Origin of the sequence: Sinorhizobium fredii USDA 205 (assembly GCF_001461695.1) — a bacterium.
GTDB lineage: Bacteria > Pseudomonadota > Alphaproteobacteria > Rhizobiales > Rhizobiaceae > Sinorhizobium > Sinorhizobium fredii.
The window spans coordinates 55329-69116 of the sequence record NZ_AUTC01000142.1 but is presented as its reverse complement, the minus strand read 5'-3'; the positions used below and the strand labels follow the sequence as shown (position 1 = coordinate 69116).

General features: G+C 64.3%; 15 protein-coding genes, 1 other RNA gene and 1 pseudogene. 9 read left to right on the top strand and 8 right to left on the bottom strand.

The window, feature by feature from the left end:
• Positions 1 to 155: 155 nt before the first annotated feature.
• Together N181_RS17420 and N181_RS17415 are read right to left on the bottom strand one after the other, a co-directional pair.
• On the bottom strand, positions 156 to 1253 hold the full coding sequence (locus N181_RS17420) for a branched-chain amino acid aminotransferase (protein WP_037398712.1): 1098 nt from the start codon (positions 1251 to 1253) through the stop codon (positions 156 to 158).
• A gap of 232 nt (positions 1254 to 1485) precedes the next feature.
• Positions 1486 to 2127 (bottom strand): c-type cytochrome, encoded by a 642-nt coding sequence (locus N181_RS17415; protein ID WP_037398714.1) that lies wholly within the window; start codon positions 2125 to 2127, stop codon positions 1486 to 1488.
• A gap of 156 nt (positions 2128 to 2283) precedes the next feature.
• Between N181_RS17415 and N181_RS17410 the strand changes: the two genes are divergently transcribed.
• The 3 genes and pseudogenes from N181_RS17410 to N181_RS31900 all read left to right on the top strand — a co-directional run bounded on the left by N181_RS17410 (position 2284) and on the right by N181_RS31900 (position 4216).
• On the top strand, positions 2284 to 3030 hold the full coding sequence (locus N181_RS17410) for a 3-deoxy-manno-octulosonate cytidylyltransferase (RefSeq protein WP_037398717.1): 747 nt from the start codon (positions 2284 to 2286) through the stop codon (positions 3028 to 3030).
• Between the two features lie 13 nt (positions 3031 to 3043).
• Positions 3044 to 3897, top strand: a pseudogene (locus tag N181_RS17405) (prephenate dehydratase).
• 181 nt (positions 3898 to 4078) lie between these two features.
• Positions 4079 to 4216, top strand: coding sequence for a DUF1127 domain-containing protein (locus N181_RS31900; RefSeq protein WP_014330649.1), 138 nt, complete (start codon positions 4079 to 4081; stop codon positions 4214 to 4216).
• A 204-nt stretch (positions 4217 to 4420) separates the two neighbouring features.
• On the opposite strand, the gene N181_RS17400 is transcribed toward N181_RS31900, so the two are convergent.
• The 4 genes from N181_RS17400 to N181_RS17385 form a co-directional block, all read right to left on the bottom strand.
• On the bottom strand, positions 4421 to 4789 hold the full coding sequence (locus N181_RS17400) for a VOC family protein (RefSeq protein ID WP_014330650.1): 369 nt from the start codon (positions 4787 to 4789) through the stop codon (positions 4421 to 4423).
• 97 nt (positions 4790 to 4886) lie between these two features.
• On the bottom strand, positions 4887 to 5579 hold the full coding sequence (locus N181_RS17395) for a helix-turn-helix transcriptional regulator (RefSeq protein ID WP_037398720.1): 693 nt from the start codon (positions 5577 to 5579) through the stop codon (positions 4887 to 4889).
• 20 nt (positions 5580 to 5599) lie between these two features.
• On the bottom strand, positions 5600 to 6580 hold the full coding sequence (gene nudC / locus N181_RS17390; protein WP_037398721.1) for an NAD(+) diphosphatase: 981 nt from the start codon (positions 6578 to 6580) through the stop codon (positions 5600 to 5602).
• A 2-nt stretch (positions 6581 to 6582) separates the two neighbouring features.
• Entirely contained in the window at positions 6583 to 6987 is a 405-nt protein-coding gene (locus tag N181_RS17385; RefSeq protein ID WP_037398722.1) for an HIT domain-containing protein, read from the bottom strand.
• 106 nt (positions 6988 to 7093) lie between these two features.
• On the opposite strand from N181_RS17385, the gene ffs reads away from it, so the two are divergent.
• The 6 genes from ffs to N181_RS17355 all read left to right on the top strand — a co-directional run bounded on the left by ffs (position 7094) and on the right by N181_RS17355 (position 12324).
• An RNA gene (gene ffs / locus N181_RS17380) (signal recognition particle sRNA small type) lies at positions 7094 to 7191 on the top strand.
• Positions 7192 to 7236: 45 nt separating this feature from the next.
• Positions 7237 to 9114: a DNA polymerase III subunit gamma/tau gene (locus N181_RS17375; RefSeq protein ID WP_037398723.1), complete on the top strand. Its 1878-nt coding sequence runs from the start codon at positions 7237 to 7239 to the stop codon at positions 9112 to 9114.
• 57 nt (positions 9115 to 9171) lie between these two features.
• Positions 9172 to 9495, top strand: a complete 324-nt coding sequence (locus tag N181_RS17370; protein WP_012710027.1) for a YbaB/EbfC family nucleoid-associated protein — start codon at positions 9172 to 9174, stop codon at positions 9493 to 9495.
• 81 nt (positions 9496 to 9576) lie between these two features.
• The gene (locus N181_RS17365; RefSeq protein ID WP_014330654.1) at positions 9577 to 10188 is read left to right on the top strand and encodes a LysE family translocator; all 612 of its coding nucleotides are present in this window, start codon (positions 9577 to 9579) and stop codon (positions 10186 to 10188) included.
• A 50-nt stretch (positions 10189 to 10238) separates the two neighbouring features.
• Positions 10239 to 10844, top strand: a complete 606-nt coding sequence (gene recR, locus N181_RS17360; protein WP_014330655.1) for a recombination mediator RecR — start codon at positions 10239 to 10241, stop codon at positions 10842 to 10844.
• A 214-nt stretch (positions 10845 to 11058) separates the two neighbouring features.
• Positions 11059 to 12324, top strand: a complete 1266-nt coding sequence (locus tag N181_RS17355; protein ID WP_060563620.1) for a lytic murein transglycosylase — start codon at positions 11059 to 11061, stop codon at positions 12322 to 12324.
• Positions 12325 to 12377: 53 nt separating this feature from the next.
• Here the strand turns inward: N181_RS17355 and N181_RS17350 are convergent, their stop codons facing one another.
• Together N181_RS17350 and N181_RS17345 are read right to left on the bottom strand one after the other, a co-directional pair.
• The gene (locus tag N181_RS17350; RefSeq protein ID WP_037398724.1) at positions 12378 to 12932 is read right to left on the bottom strand and encodes an OmpA family protein; all 555 of its coding nucleotides are present in this window, start codon (positions 12930 to 12932) and stop codon (positions 12378 to 12380) included.
• Positions 12929 to 13603: a L,D-transpeptidase gene (locus N181_RS17345; RefSeq protein WP_014330658.1), complete on the bottom strand. Its 675-nt coding sequence runs from the start codon at positions 13601 to 13603 to the stop codon at positions 12929 to 12931. The genes N181_RS17350 and N181_RS17345 overlap by 4 nt, the downstream gene beginning before the upstream one ends.
• Positions 13604 to 13788: the final 185 nt, after the last annotated feature.

Genomic DNA, 13788 nt, shown 5'->3' with positions numbered 1-13788 from the left:
GCCCCCATTCCCCAGGCGTCGCAGACGTTGTGTGAATCCGATAGCCCCGCTCGCGGGGAGAGGGGACCTTAGGTAGGCGCGTGCAGCGAGCCTCCTTCGCCCCGTTTACGGGGAGAAGGTGGCCGGTAGGCCGGATGAGGGGCAAAGCCGAGGCGTCAGAACAGCCGGTCGAGCCAGCCGTGCGGGTCGGGGGCGCGGCCGTTCTGGATGTCGAGCAGCGCCGCCTTCAGCCGTACGGCCACCGGCCCGGCGCCGCCATCGCCGATCGTGACGTTGCGCGTCCGGCCCTTGACCTTGCCGATCGGCGTCACCACCGCGGCCGTACCGCAGGCGAAGGCTTCGGTCAGTCGGCCGCTCTCCGCATCCGCCTGCCACTGATCGATCGAATAGGGTTCCTCGCGCACGGTGAGGCCCAGGTCGCGGCCGAGCGTGATCAGCGAATCGCGGGTGATGCCCGGCAGGATCGTGCCGGTGAGCGGCGGCGTCTGCAGCGAGCCGTCGGCGAAGACGAAGAAGACGTTCATGCCGCCGAGTTCCTCGATCCAGCGCCGCTCGACGACGTCGAGGAACACCACCTGGTCGCAGCCCTCGCGGCTCGCTTCCGCCTGTGCGGCGAGGCTTGCCGCATAGTTGCCGCCGCATTTCGCCTCGCCGGTGCCGCCGGGCGCGGCCCGCGTGTAATGCTCGGAGACCCAGAGCGTCACCGCCGGGGCGCCGCCTTTGAAATAGGAGCCGACGGGCGAGGCGATCACGCAGTAGAGATAATCGGAGGACGGCTTCACGCCAAGGATGGCCTCCGTGGCGATCATGAACGGCCGCAGATAGAGCGAGGCGCCTTCGGCCGCCGGAATCCAGTCGCGATCGGCCCTGACCAGGGCGCGAACGGATTCGACGAACAGCTCTTCCGGCAGGGGCGCCATTGCCAGGCGATTGGCGGAGTTGGTGAAGCGGCGCGCATTGGCGTCCGGCCGGAACAGCGTCGCGCCGCCGTCGGGCAGGCGATAGGCCTTCATGCCCTCGAAGATCTCCTGGGCATAGTGCAGCACCACCGTCGAGGGGCTGAGATCCAGGGCCTTCCGCGGCTCGATCCTGGCGTCGTGCCAGCCGCTTTGCTCGGAATAGCGGATCGTCGCCATATGGTCGGTCAGCACACGGCCGAAGCCCGGGTTCTGCAGCAGGGCCTCGCGCTCGCTTGCTGCCATGGGGTTCGGATGTGTCTCGAACAGGAAAGTCTCTCTACCGCCGCTGGTCATCTATCGTCCGCTCCTTCGTTCCGAACGGTTCCCTCCCGCTCCCATAACGAGGGGACTTGGCTCCGACCGGATTGCATTTGGTTACATTGTCAGTTGCACAGATACTAGCATCGCCAAAGGAAAATCCGATAGCCGCGGCATCGGGGGGTTCGGACGCTTCTCCGGGACCACGCCCGATCGTACAGAAAAAGCCCGGTCGATGACCGGGCTCTCCTCAAGAAATATCGAATGCTTAATTTGCCGGAGCGGGTGCCGGGGCCGCCGCCTGACCGCCTTCGGCCGGGGCCGGAGCCGGTGCTGCTTCCGTCGCGCCGGCTGCATCCGCCGCCGGCAGCGGTGCCGGGCTGTCGGCCTGGTCGCGCAGCCAGGCGATCAGGTTGGCGCGCTCGTCGGGCTTCTTCAGGCCGGCAAAGCCCATGGCCGTTCCCGGCACGTGCTTCTTCGGCGCCTCGAGGAAATAGCTCAGGTGGTCGTAATCCCAGACGATCTTGCCGCCTTCGGAAAAGGTCTTCATGCCGGCCGAGTAGGAGAAGCCCTCATGCGAGGCGACCGGACGGTTGACGAGGCTCCAGAGATTTGGGCCGACCTTGTTCGCTCCGCCCTTCTCGATGGTGTGACAGCTTGCGCATTTCTTGAACACGGCTTCACCTGCGGCGGCGTCGGCCTTGGCGAGCAGCGGGCCGATCGGCTCCGGCTTCGCTTCTTCGCCGCCGGCAGCACCGGCCTCGCCCGCCGGTTCCTCGGCGACGATCGCGAAACCTTCCTTCTCGGGAGCTTCGGAATGGAAAATGCCTTCAGAAGCAATGGACACGGTCATCAGCACGAAGACCGTACCCAGCAAGGCACCCACACCCATGTTCACATATGGATTCATCTGCAAACGCTCCCTTTGCCACCGGTGCAAACAAAAACCCGGCCCATCTTGAAATCGCGCGGAACCTATGTCTTTTGGCTCTGCGTTGCAACAGAGATTATCGACCCCGAAGTGAGACGTTTTGACACTTTGTCAGGGGTTTTTGAAGGCGAGACGATGAATCGTGAAAATTCGGGCAAAGCCCTCGTGCTCATTCCGGCGCGCATGGCCTCGACGCGCCTGCCGGGCAAGCCGCTTGCCGACATCTGCGGCCTGCCGATGATCGTCCAGGTCGCCAGGCGCGCCGCGGAAGCCGATGTCGGCCGAATCGTCGTCGCCGTCGATCATAGGGAGGTCTTCGAGGCGGTGCGCGACGCCGGCTTCGAGGCGATCATGACGCGCATCGATCACCAGTCCGGCTCCGACCGGATCTACGAGGCTCTGCAGAAGGCGGACCCGCACGGCGAGGCCGAGATCGTCATCAATGTCCAGGGCGACCTGCCGACGATCGAGCCCGGCCCGATCCGCGCCGCGCTGAAGCCGCTCGAAAATGCGACGACCGACATCGCCACCCTGACGGTCGAGATCACCGACGAACACGAGAAGACCAATCCCAATGTCGTCAAGGTGGTCGGCTCGCCGCTTTCCAAGAGCCGGCTGCGCGCCCTCTATTTCACCCGCGCGACGGCGCCGCACGGGGCGGGACCGCTCTACCACCACATCGGCCTTTACGCCTACCGGCGCAGGGCGCTCGAGACTTTTGTGTCGCTGAAGCCTTCGACGCTCGAGAAGCGCGAATCGCTTGAGCAGTTGCGGGCGCTCGAAGCCGGCATGCGCATCGATGTCGAGATCGTCCATTCCGTGCCGCTCGGCGTCGATACGCCGGCCGACCTGGAAAAAGCCCGCCGCATACTCTCGGCTTGAAAGGAATGCCAAAGTGACCGTCAAGACCAACAGGATTGCCTTCCAGGGCGACTTCGGCGCCAATTCCGACATGGCTTGCCGCGACATGTTCCCGTCCATTGAACCCTTGCCCTGCCAGACCTTCGAGGACGCCTTCCTTGCGGTCGAAAATGGCGACGCCGATCTCGGCATGATCCCGATCGAGAACACGATCGCCGGCCGCGTCGCCGACATCCATCATCTGCTGCCGGAATCGCGCCTCCATATCGTCGGCGAATATTTCATGCCGATCCGCTTCCAGCTGATGGTGCTTCCGGGCGTCAAGCACGATGAGATCCGCACCGTGCACAGCCATATCCATGCGCTTGGCCAGTGCCGCAAGATCGTCCGCGCCAATCGCTGGAAACCGATCGTCGCCGGCGACACGGCCGGTGCGGCGAAGCTCGTTGCCGAGACCGGCGACCGCTCGATGGCGGCGCTCGCCCCACGGCTTGCCGCCGACCTCTACGGGCTGGAAATCATCGCCGAGAACGTCGAGGACACCGACAGCAATGTCACCCGCTTCGTCGTGCTGTCGCGCGAGGAGCAGGGACAAGCCGCAAGTCGGACGACGAACTGATCATCACCACCTTCGTCTTCAACGTGCGCAACATCCCGGCCGCGCTCTACAAGGCGATGGGCGGCTTTGCCACCAACGGCATCAACATGACGAAGCTCGAAAGCTACCAGCTCGGCGGCAAGTTCGTGGCGACGCAGTTCTATGCCGACATCGAGGGTCATCCGGACGACGAGGGCGTCCGCCACGCCATGGACGAGCTGCGCTTCTTCTCGGAGAACGTCCGCATTCTCGGAACCTACAAGGCGCACCCGATGCGCGGCGTGCTTTGAGGCCAACGCCCGGAATGAGCCGGGGCAGCCGCCGCATGTCGACGCAACACGGAAATGCGGCGAATCTTCGTTAACCGGCTACGCGTCCAGCGCATGCCTAATCTGCAATCATGGAACTACTTAAATCTTAGGCAAATGCCTATTTGACCTTCGTCAAGAAAAAGAAAATGGAGTGTCAAAAATGAAGATCCGTCAGAAGATCATGGAATATGCAAAGTTGCGCCGTGCGGTACGCGAGCTGAGCGCTCTGGACGACCACGCGCTGAGCGACATCGGTCTTTCCCGTTCCCAGATTCAGGCTGCCGTCTACGGTCGCTGATGTATGCATGGCCGCGCGTCCCTACAGCGCCGTGCGTCTTTTCAGACGCACTAAGGACGCTGTAGCACTTTGAATCGCTGCATGTTTTTATCCTTAAATCGGCTACGATTTAAGGAAACATGCAGTAGGATGCGCGACGTCAAGTCTTCCGCACCCCGCCGCTCTTTGCGCGGGGTGCGAGCGTTTTACGGGCGCTTTCGAGCCTCAGTCGTCGAAAAGGCAGACGCGCAGACGGTGCCCGTCCGGATCGAGGGCGACGAATGTCGGTCCGAAGTCCATCTTCGTCAGTTCCTGCGCAATCGGCAGGCCCATCGCCCGCCATTCGTCGTAATGGGCGCGAACAGCGTCTTCCCCTGCGACCATGAAGGCCAGTTCGGCGCGGCTGCCTTCGCCGACCGGCTGAGGCTGCACACCGGCTTTTGCCCACAGACCGAGAACGAACCCGTTCTGCAGTTCGAAGGAGGAAAAGGTCGGGAAGGTGACGACCGGTTCCTTGCCGAGCAGCTTGCGATAGAATTCGACGCTCGCCAGTGGATCGGCGACATAGAGGACGATGAGATTGGCTTTTGCCATGACGGTCTCCTTGTTTCGGGACCCTCAAGCTACCGATCTCTGCTGTCAGTTTCTGTCAGCAGTCTACACCTGGCGGAAAAGGAACGCGTGCTGCGAGTCAGACACCGACGGGGTTGACGCCATGCGTGGCGCGCCAGTCCTTGAGCAGCGCCTGGCGGCGGCGCGGATAGCGGTTGTCGAGCATTGCCGCTTCTGCGATCCGGTCCGTCCGGAAATGGCGGAAGTCCTGGCGGAGCTCGCACCAGGCGGCGAGCACCCGCGTCTCCTCGAAAAATCCGAGCGCGAAGGGCCAGACTGTGCGGCGGCTGTCACGGCCGTCATTGTCGAGATAGTGCAAGTCGAGCTTATGTTCGCTGCGGATCGCCTTGCGCAAAAGGCCGAGGTCGACTCGCTCGGCAATCGCCTGGCGCGGTCCCACGAGCAGTGTCGAACCGTCGAGCTTTTCCTTGAGCTCCGCCGGCAGCACCGAGCCGATCTTCGCCAGCGCGTCGGCGGCGGCCGCAGCAAGCCTCTTGTCGCCACGCTTCGCCACCCAGCGCGAACCGAGCACCAGCGCCTCGATCTCTTCCTCCGAGAACATCATCGGCGGCAGCATAAAGCCCGGCTTGAGGATGTAGCCGATGCCCGCCTCGCCCTCGATCTCGGCGCCCTGGGCCTGCAGGCTGGCGATGTCGCGATAGAGGGTTCGGAGGCTGACGCCGGTCTCCTCGGCGAGTTTGCGGCCGCTCACCGGTCGTCGGTGACGCCTCAGCACCTGAATGAGATCGATGAGCCGTTCCGATCGCGACACGAGTTCCTGTTCCTTCGCGCTCAGCTTCGCTCCGGCCAGGCCAGCCAGTCGCGCATGAGCTGGTGAGCGATGGCACCCTTCGGAGGCGGAATGTGCTCATCCGGCATATTGGCGACCCCGGTCGAGCGCTCCAGCATTGCCTCCGTCTCGGCACGGGTAAACCAGCGCACGTCCTCGAGTTCCTGCTCGTCGCGCTTGATGACGGTCGATCGCGCCTCGGCATAGCAGCCGATCATCAGCGAATGCGGCAGCGGCCAGGGCTGCGAGGCGTGATAGCGCACGCGGCCGATGCGGATGCCCGATTCTTCGTGCGTTTCGCGGCGCACGGCATTCTCGATCGTCTCGCCCGGCTCGACGAAACCGGCCAGGCAGGAATACATGCCGGGCGCGAAATGCGGGCTGCGGCCGAGCAGGCAGAGGTCGCGCCCGACATCGACCGTCAGCATGATGACGACCGGGTCCGTGCGCGGAAAGACCATGTGGCCGCAGGCCGTGCAGATGCGCCGGTAGCCGCCGGCCGCGCCGTCCATCGGCCCGCTGCAGCGGCCGCAGAAGCGGTTATTGGCGTTCCAGGTGATCAGGCTCGAGCCTTGCGCGAACTGTCCGAGCAGGTCCTCCGGCAGCATCTGCTGCCGGTAGAGCATGCGCGCATCGGCGATCTTGAAGGGCTCCGGCACGGTTTCCTCCGTCAGGCCCGAAGGCACGGCGAGCCGCGGCTCGCCGTTCGGCAGGAACCCGAGCAGGATCGCCTCGTCGATCGTCGGTTCGAGACCGGCGAGTTCATAGGGGGCGAAGAGCGGGTCGATGATCTTCTCGTCGTGCTTGACGATCAGCTTGGCGCCGGAAAAGGCGAGGAAATGCGCGCCCGGATGTTTGAGCGCCTTCTCGACGCAATCGTCGGCGCGGTGTTCCGATTGGCGATCGAGATGATTTTCCGCAAAGGCGACGAAGGTGCTCGGCTCCGGATGGGGGCTGTGAAGATCGAAGATCGTTTTCGTCATGTTCAGAGATTTTCCAAGATACGTGCTGCAAATGCCTGATGCTCGTCTTCCGGCCATGGCTCGGCCCTGCCGAAGCCCCAGACCGGACCGGGCCAGTTGGGATCGCCGAAGCGCCGCGCGATGACATGCACATGAAGCTGCCGGACGATGTTGCCGAGCGCACCGATATTGATCTTCTGCGCTCCGGTGACCTTTTTGAGCGCGGTTGCCACCATGTTCGTCTCGAAGGTCAGCATCGTCTGATCGAGCGGCGACAGGTCGAAGACCTCAGAGACGTCGGCGCGCTGCGGAATGAGGATCAGCCATGGCCAGCGGCGGTCGTTCATCAGGCGCATCTGGCAGAGGCCGATCGAGGCGATCGGGATGCCGTCGCGCTCAAGGCGCCCGTCGAGCGTGAATTCGGCCAAGAAGATCTCCCCTGCATCAAGCAGATTCGCCTTGTATTCTATATCGGTAGCAGTTTTTTGGCGGCTTGGCTTGCATTTGCTTGAGATATTGCCGATATGGAAGCCGGGAGGTTGGTGGTGGACGAGCCACTCGCCAACCGGGTCAGGTCCGGAAGGAAGCAGCCCTAACGAGCCCCGGCACGGGTCATCGTGCCAGCCTCCCACCTTCTCCGTCCTGTCGGGACAAGAGTTCGAACAGCGGCAGGGTCGATGAGCGACGAAACGCCCATTTCATCCCCAGTTTCAACCGTCGAGAAACCGGCCGCCTACCGCGTTCTGGCGCGCAAATATCGCCCCAAGGATTTCTCCGATCTGATGGTCGGGCAGGAGCCGATGGTGCGCACGCTCACCAACGCCTTCGAGACCGGCCGCATCGCCCAGGCCTATATGCTGACCGGCGTGCGCGGCGTCGGCAAGACGACGACGGCGCGCATCCTGGCGCGGGCGCTGAACTACAAGACCGCCGAGATCGACAAGCCGACCATCGACCTGCGCGTGCCGGGCGAGCATTGCCAGGCGATCATGGACGGCCGCCATGTCGACGTCATCGAGATGGACGCCGCCTCGCACACCGGCATCGACGACATCCGCGAGATCATCGAGCAGGTGCGCTACCGGCCCGTTTCGGCGCGCTACAAGGTCTACATCATCGACGAAGTGCACATGCTCTCGACCCAGGCCTTCAACGGCCTGCTGAAGACGCTCGAGGAACCGCCGGAGCATGTGAAGTTCATCTTCGCGACGACCGAGATCCGCAAGGTTCCGATCACCGTCCTGTCGCGCTGCCAGCGCTTCGACCTGCGGCGCATCGGCGCCTCCGACCTGGTCGGCCTCTTCTCCACCATCCTCAACAAGGAGACCGTGCGCTTCGAGCCGGAAGCGCTGGCGATGGTGGCCCGCGCCGCGGAGGGATCGGCGCGCGACGGCCTTTCGCTGCTCGACCAGGCGATCGCCCATGGCGGCGGTTCGGTCGAGATGGAAACGGTGCGCTCGATGCTCGGTCTTGCCGACCGGGCCCGCATCGTCGATCTCTTCGAGCACATCATCAAGGGCGAAGCGGCGGCAGCACTCGGCGAATTCGCGGCGCAATACGAGGCGGGCGCCAATCCGACCGTCGTGCTCACCGATCTGGCCGACTTCACCCATCTGGTGATGCGCATGAAATATGTGCCCGAGGCGGCGAACGACCAGTCCTTGAGCGAGATCGAGCGCCGGCGCGGCGCCGAATTTTCCGGCAGCGTCGCGGTCACCACCCTGTCGCGCATCTGGCAGATGCTCCTGAAGGGCATTCCCGAGGCGGAAAGCTCGGCGCGGCCCGCCGGTGCTGCCGAGATGGTGCTGATCCGGCTCGCCCATGCCGCCCATCTTCCTTCGCCGGAAGAGGCGGCGCGGCGCCTTCTCGAGCTTTCGGGCGGCGAGGCGGGCGAAGGGCGTCCGGCGCCGGCTCGCAACGGCGGCAGCACTCAGGCTCAGGCCGGCCAGCCGGTTCAGGCCCGTGCCGTCGAGGCAGCGCCGGTGCAGCGCCCTTCCGGGAATGGCGCCACCATGCTGCGCGCCGTGCCCGATGTTGCGACCCAGCCGATCGGCGTCGGGCGGATCGAGGACAGGCCGGCACCGGCCGTGGTCGCCAAGGCGGAGCCGAAGGTCCCGGTCAATTCCATCGGCGACATTGCCGACCTTTGTGCGAAGAACCGCGACATAAAGCTGAAGACGCTGGTGCGCGGCTTCCTGCGGCTCGTGCATATCGAGCCCGGTAGGCTCGACGTCAACCTTCCCGACGACGCGCCGAAGACGCTGCTCAATGAGCTGGCCGTCAAGCTCAAGGAATGGACCGGCATCCACTGGATCGTCAGCTATAGCCGTGAGCCGGGCGAACCGACGCTTGTCGAGGCCGAGCAGCGCGCCCAGGAGCAGCGCGTCAACGACGCCCGCCAGGATCCGGACGTCGCCGCGATCCTGGCACGCTTTCCGGGAGCGAGAATTACCGACGTGCGCATTCGCGCCGCGGAGGAGGAGGTCGAAAACCTCGCGCCGGCGGCGGCCGAATCCGCCGATGGCGACATCGTCCCCGGCGACGACATCGAGTAGCGCATCGCAGACGCGCTTTGAAATTTACGCAGACTTAGCAAAGGACAGGAGACGACGATGCGCGACATCATCGGTATGATGGGCAAGGTCAAGGAAATGCAGGCCAAGATGGAGAAGCTGCAGGCGGAGATCGCCGCGCTCGAAGTCGATGGCACCTCCGGCGGCGGCCTCGTCACTGTCCGCCTCGACGGCAAGGGCCACCTGAAGAGCCTGAAGATCGACCCGTCGCTTTTCAAGGAAGACGATGTCGAAATCCTCGAGGACCTGATCGTCGCCGCCCACAAGGACGCCAAGGAAAAGGCCGAGGCCGTGCAGGCGGAAAAGACCCGCGAACTCACCGCCGGCCTGCCGATCCCGCCGGGCATGAAGCTGCCGTTCTGATCGATCCTTGAGGCTGGCTCCGCTGACGGAAACGCAAGAGCGTGCTACTTTTCGGTCCGCTTTTTGGGGAAGGAGAATGCCATGACGGTCGCGTCGCTGCTCGTCTTTGCCGGAGCGCTGTTGATCGCCGCCGGCTCACCGGGGCCGAGCATTGCCGCGCTGGTCGCGCGCGTGCTCGCCAAGGGTGCGCGCGACGTGCTTCCCTTCCTGGCCGCCATGTGGATCGGCGAGGCGATCTGGCTTTCCTTTGCCGTCGCGGGCCTCGCGGCGATCGCCGAGACCTTCCACTGGATGTTCGTCGTCATCAAATGGGCGGGCGTCGGCTATCTGCTCTTCCTTGCCTGGAAGATGTGGTCGGCCGAGCCGAGGGTGCCGGGCGACAGCCTGCCGGAAGCGAGATCGGCGTCGAAGATGTTCCTTGCCGGTCTGACGATCACGCTCGGCAATCCCAAGATCATGATGTTCTACGTGGCGCTGCTGCCGTCGATCATCGATCTCGGCTCGGTGACCTTGATCGGCTGGACCGAGCTTGTCGCGACCATGTTCGTGGTTCTCGTCGTCATCGACCTCGCCTGGGTGCTGATGGCCGCCAAAGCGCGCCAGTTCCTGAAGAGCCGCCGCGCGGTCCGGGTCGTCAACCGCGCCAGCGCCGGCACGATGGCCGGCGCGGCGGTCGCGATCGCCACGCGGTAATCGCTGTCAAAGCGATTCCATTTGGCCAGAAAAGGCTCTAAAAGCCGGCTATGGCAAAGCGAGTCACCGGTCCCGAAATCGAAAAGCTCATCCAGCTCCTGGCGAAGGTGCCGGGCCTCGGCCCCCGTTCCGCCCGGCGCGCGGCGCTGCATCTCGTCAAGAAGAAGGAGCAATTGCTCGGTCCTCTTGCCGAGGCGATGGGCGAGGCGCACCGCAAGGTCAAGATCTGCTCCTGCTGCGGCAATGTCGACACGATCGATCCCTGCACCGTCTGCACCGACGAGCGGCGCGACCAGTCGGTGATCATCGTCGTCGAGGACGTTGCCGATCTCTGGGCGCTGGAACGCGCCGCGGCGCTGAACGCCGCCTATCATGTGCTCGGCGGCACGCTGTCGCCGCTCGACGGCATCGGGCCGGACGACTTGAACATCAAGGGGCTGGTCGACCGCGTCGCCAAGGGCGGCGTGCGCGAGCTGGTCATCGCCGTCAACGCGACCGTCGAGGGCCAGACGACGGCCCATTACATCACCGACCAGCTCGAAGGCATGGAGGTGAAGATCACCCGTCTCGCCCATGGCGTTCCGGTCGGCGGCGAGCTCGATTATCTCGACGAAGGCACGCTGACGGCGGCGCTTAGGGCGCGCACCACGATCTGAAGGGATGCCTATGCGTTTGATGCCTCGTATTCGCTCGTGGGTTGCCGGTCTACGTATCGGGGCGACCCCCCTCTGCCCTGCCGGGCATCTCCCCCACAAGGGGGGAGATCGGCTTGAAGCGAGCGCTCAACCCAACAGCACCGCGGCCACGAACGCGACTCCTTCCACGGGAGGAGGCGGTTGCCGCCCGCCAATCTCCCCCCTTGTGGGGGAGATGCCCGGCAGGGCAGAGGGGGGTAGGAACCTCGCACGCATCCTCGCAACAGCCGCTGCGCTCCTCGCCCTGCACCTTCCCGCTCACGCAGCTTCCAAGGCCGCGGTGGAAACCCAGTTCCGTCAATGGCTGCAGAACGATCTTTGGCCGGAGGCGAGACAGGCCGGCATTTCCGCCGCTGCCTTCAAGGCCGCCTTCGCGGATGTGAAGCTCAATTGGGACCTGCCCGATATGGCACCACCCGGCTTCCCGAAGGCGAAGGAGCGCAAGCAGAGCCAGGCCGAGTTCTCCTCGCCGGGCTCCTACTTCTCCGAAAAGCGCTTGCAGGGCCTGGCGGCGACGGGCCGGAGCCTCGCCTCCGCCCACGCCTCGACGCTGAAACGTATCGAGCGGAGCTACGGCGTTCCGGGGCCGGTCGTCCTTGCCATTTGGGGGCGGGAATCCGGTTTCGGCCGGGCGAAAATCCCCCATCCGATCATGGACGTGCTGGCCACCAAGGCCTTCATGTCGACGCGGCCGGAGCTGTTCCGCCGCGAACTGATCGCGGCGCTGACGATCCTTGCGAGCGGTGACGTCAAGGAAGCGGAAATGCGCGGTTCCTGGGCCGGCGCCATGGGCCAGCCGCAGTTCCTGCCGTCGAGCTTCCTGAAATATGCGGTGGACTTCGACGGCGACGGCCGCCGCGACATCTGGAATTCCGTGCCCGACAGTCTTGCCTCGATCGCCAACTACCTGGCGCAGAAGGGCTGGCAGGACGGCCGCGACTGGGGCTTCGAGGTGTCGATTCCGGGCGGCGTCTCCTGCGCTCAAGAAGGGCCGGATCTGGCGCGGCCGATCGCCGATTGGGCCGGCATGGGGATCACCCGTGTCTCGGGCAAGGCCTTTCCGCCCGCCGAGCGCTCGGCTTCGGGCATGATGCTGGTGCCGGCCGGCACGCACGGGCCTGGCTTCGTGGTCACGCCGAATTTCTACGTGATCAAGGAATACAACAATTCCGACCTCTACGCCCTTTTCATCGGCAACCTCGCCGACCGCATCGCCTCCGGCGGCGGCCCCTTCCGCGGCGAATGGGGCGACGTCGGCAAGATGTTGCGCTCCGACGTGCTCGGCATGCAGAAGGCGCTGGTCTCAATCGGCTACGACGTCGGCAAGGTCGATGGGCTACCGGGCTACAAGACCCGCCGTTCGCTCGGCGACTGGCAAGCGAAAAACGGCCTGGCGCCAACCTGCTTTCCCGATCCGTCGCTGAAGGCGAAGCTGCACTGACTTTGGCGCTTCGCCCCCGAAGCAGACTCTGCTTGGCGCAAGGCATGCTGCGATCAGAGTGAATCGCGCTCGGTGCGCAGGTTGGAGACGACGCGCCGGTTCTGCACCTTGCAGGAGCGGTCCGTGCAGTCACGGACCTCGCGGTCGTTGCCGTAACCCTTGGCCCACAGGCGGTTGGGATCTACGCCCTTCGAGACGAGATAGGCCATCGCCGCGTCGGCGCGCTGCTGCGACAGCGCTGCCATCTTCGAGGCGGAACCGGAATCGTCGGCAAATCCCTGCAGCTTGACCAGCCAACGCGGGTTGCTGTTGAGCCAGATGGCCTGCTTGTCCAGCGTTGCCTTGGCGACGGCATCGAGCGTGGCCGAGTCCTGCGTGAAATAGGTCCGCCGGCCGACATTCAGGATGAAGTCCTCTTCGCTGCCGGCCACGACATTCTCGAAACCGGGCGCCGGATCGTTGGTTTGTCCGACCATCGGCGCCGCGGTCGGCTCTTCCAGCGCGGCGGTATCAGTGGTTTTGCAGGCGGCGAGCGTCAGGAGCATGGCCGCAGCGACAAGCAGCCTCGCATATCCGGGCAAAGCAGACATCAGGGTGATATTCCTCATTCGACCGGGGTTGCTTGGCTGACCTGAGCGGCACTTTCAGCCTGGTCGGCAATGTGCGGCAGGACCTGCACCGCGGTGCCGATGGGGCAACGCTGATAAAGATCGATTGCATCTTCGTTGAACATGCGGATGCAGCCGCTGGAGGCATCCTTGCCGATGCTGCCTGGCTCCAGCGTACCGTGCAAGCGGTAGCCGGTATCGACACCATCGCGAAGCAGGTACATGGCGCGCGGGCCAAGCGGGTTCTTTGGCGAACCCCCCTCGACCGATTGGGGCAGTTCGGGGTGGCGCTCACGCATCTCGGGCGGAGGCGTCCAGCGTGGCCAGAGCGATTTCTGGTCAATCGTGGCGCGGCCATACCATTTGAAGCCCTCGCGGCCGACACCGACGCCATAGCGGATGGCAGTCTTGTTCTCCATGATCAGGTAGAGAAAATGGTGCCTGGTATCGACAACGATGGTGCCAATCGGCTCGCTGCTGAAGTATTTGACGACCTGACGGCGCCACTTCTTGTCGATCTTGGCAAAGTTGGTGCCTCGGAACGTCACGCCATTGTCGACGGCGGTGCCGGAAAAATAGGAAGACGCCGCTGCGAATGTGGGTTTCTGGACCGCCACGGTGCCAAGTGATGCTAGACCGCCAAGCACAATATCCCTGCGCGTCCACCCCATCGGCAATATCCCCTCAAAAGCCAAGCAGCGAAGTGGCAGTAAATCAGATTTTTCATTTGCCACAACATAAAACTTCTCCGCATTCTCAAGTAGAACAGTGCCTGGCCTCTCTCAGGGATCTGGCGGGCTCTCCGCTCAATCTTCGAGGAATGGCAGCAACGGGTCGAAAGCTGTATTTCGGTTCC

What these genes read in the sequence shown, in the direction of transcription:
- N181_RS17365 (WP_014330654.1), top strand. Translation starts at nt 9,577, where the DNA reads ATGACGGTCGCGTCGCTGCTCGTCTTTGCCGGAGCGCTGTTGATCGCC.
- recR (WP_014330655.1), top strand. Translation starts at nt 10,239, where the DNA reads ATGGCAAAGCGAGTCACCGGTCCCGAAATCGAAAAGCTCATCCAGCTC.
- nudC (WP_037398721.1), bottom strand. Translation starts at nt 6,580, where the DNA reads ATGACGAAAACGATCTTCGATCTTCACAGCCCCCATCCGGAGCCGAGC.
- N181_RS17410 (WP_037398717.1), top strand. Translation starts at nt 2,284, where the DNA reads ATGAATCGTGAAAATTCGGGCAAAGCCCTCGTGCTCATTCCGGCGCGC.
- N181_RS17350 (WP_037398724.1), bottom strand. Translation starts at nt 12,932, where the DNA reads ATGAGGAATATCACCCTGATGTCTGCTTTGCCCGGATATGCGAGGCTG.
- N181_RS17415 (WP_037398714.1), bottom strand. Translation starts at nt 2,127, where the DNA reads ATGAATCCATATGTGAACATGGGTGTGGGTGCCTTGCTGGGTACGGTC.
- N181_RS17375 (WP_037398723.1), top strand. Translation starts at nt 7,237, where the DNA reads ATGAGCGACGAAACGCCCATTTCATCCCCAGTTTCAACCGTCGAGAAA.
- N181_RS17355 (WP_060563620.1), top strand. Translation starts at nt 11,059, where the DNA reads ATGCCCGGCAGGGCAGAGGGGGGTAGGAACCTCGCACGCATCCTCGCA.
- N181_RS17370 (WP_012710027.1), top strand. Translation starts at nt 9,172, where the DNA reads ATGCGCGACATCATCGGTATGATGGGCAAGGTCAAGGAAATGCAGGCC.
- N181_RS17345 (WP_014330658.1), bottom strand. Translation starts at nt 13,603, where the DNA reads ATGGGGTGGACGCGCAGGGATATTGTGCTTGGCGGTCTAGCATCACTT.
- N181_RS17400 (WP_014330650.1), bottom strand. Translation starts at nt 4,789, where the DNA reads ATGGCAAAAGCCAATCTCATCGTCCTCTATGTCGCCGATCCACTGGCG.
- N181_RS17420 (WP_037398712.1), bottom strand. Translation starts at nt 1,253, where the DNA reads ATGACCAGCGGCGGTAGAGAGACTTTCCTGTTCGAGACACATCCGAAC.
- N181_RS31900 (WP_014330649.1), top strand. Translation starts at nt 4,079, where the DNA reads ATGAAGATCCGTCAGAAGATCATGGAATATGCAAAGTTGCGCCGTGCG.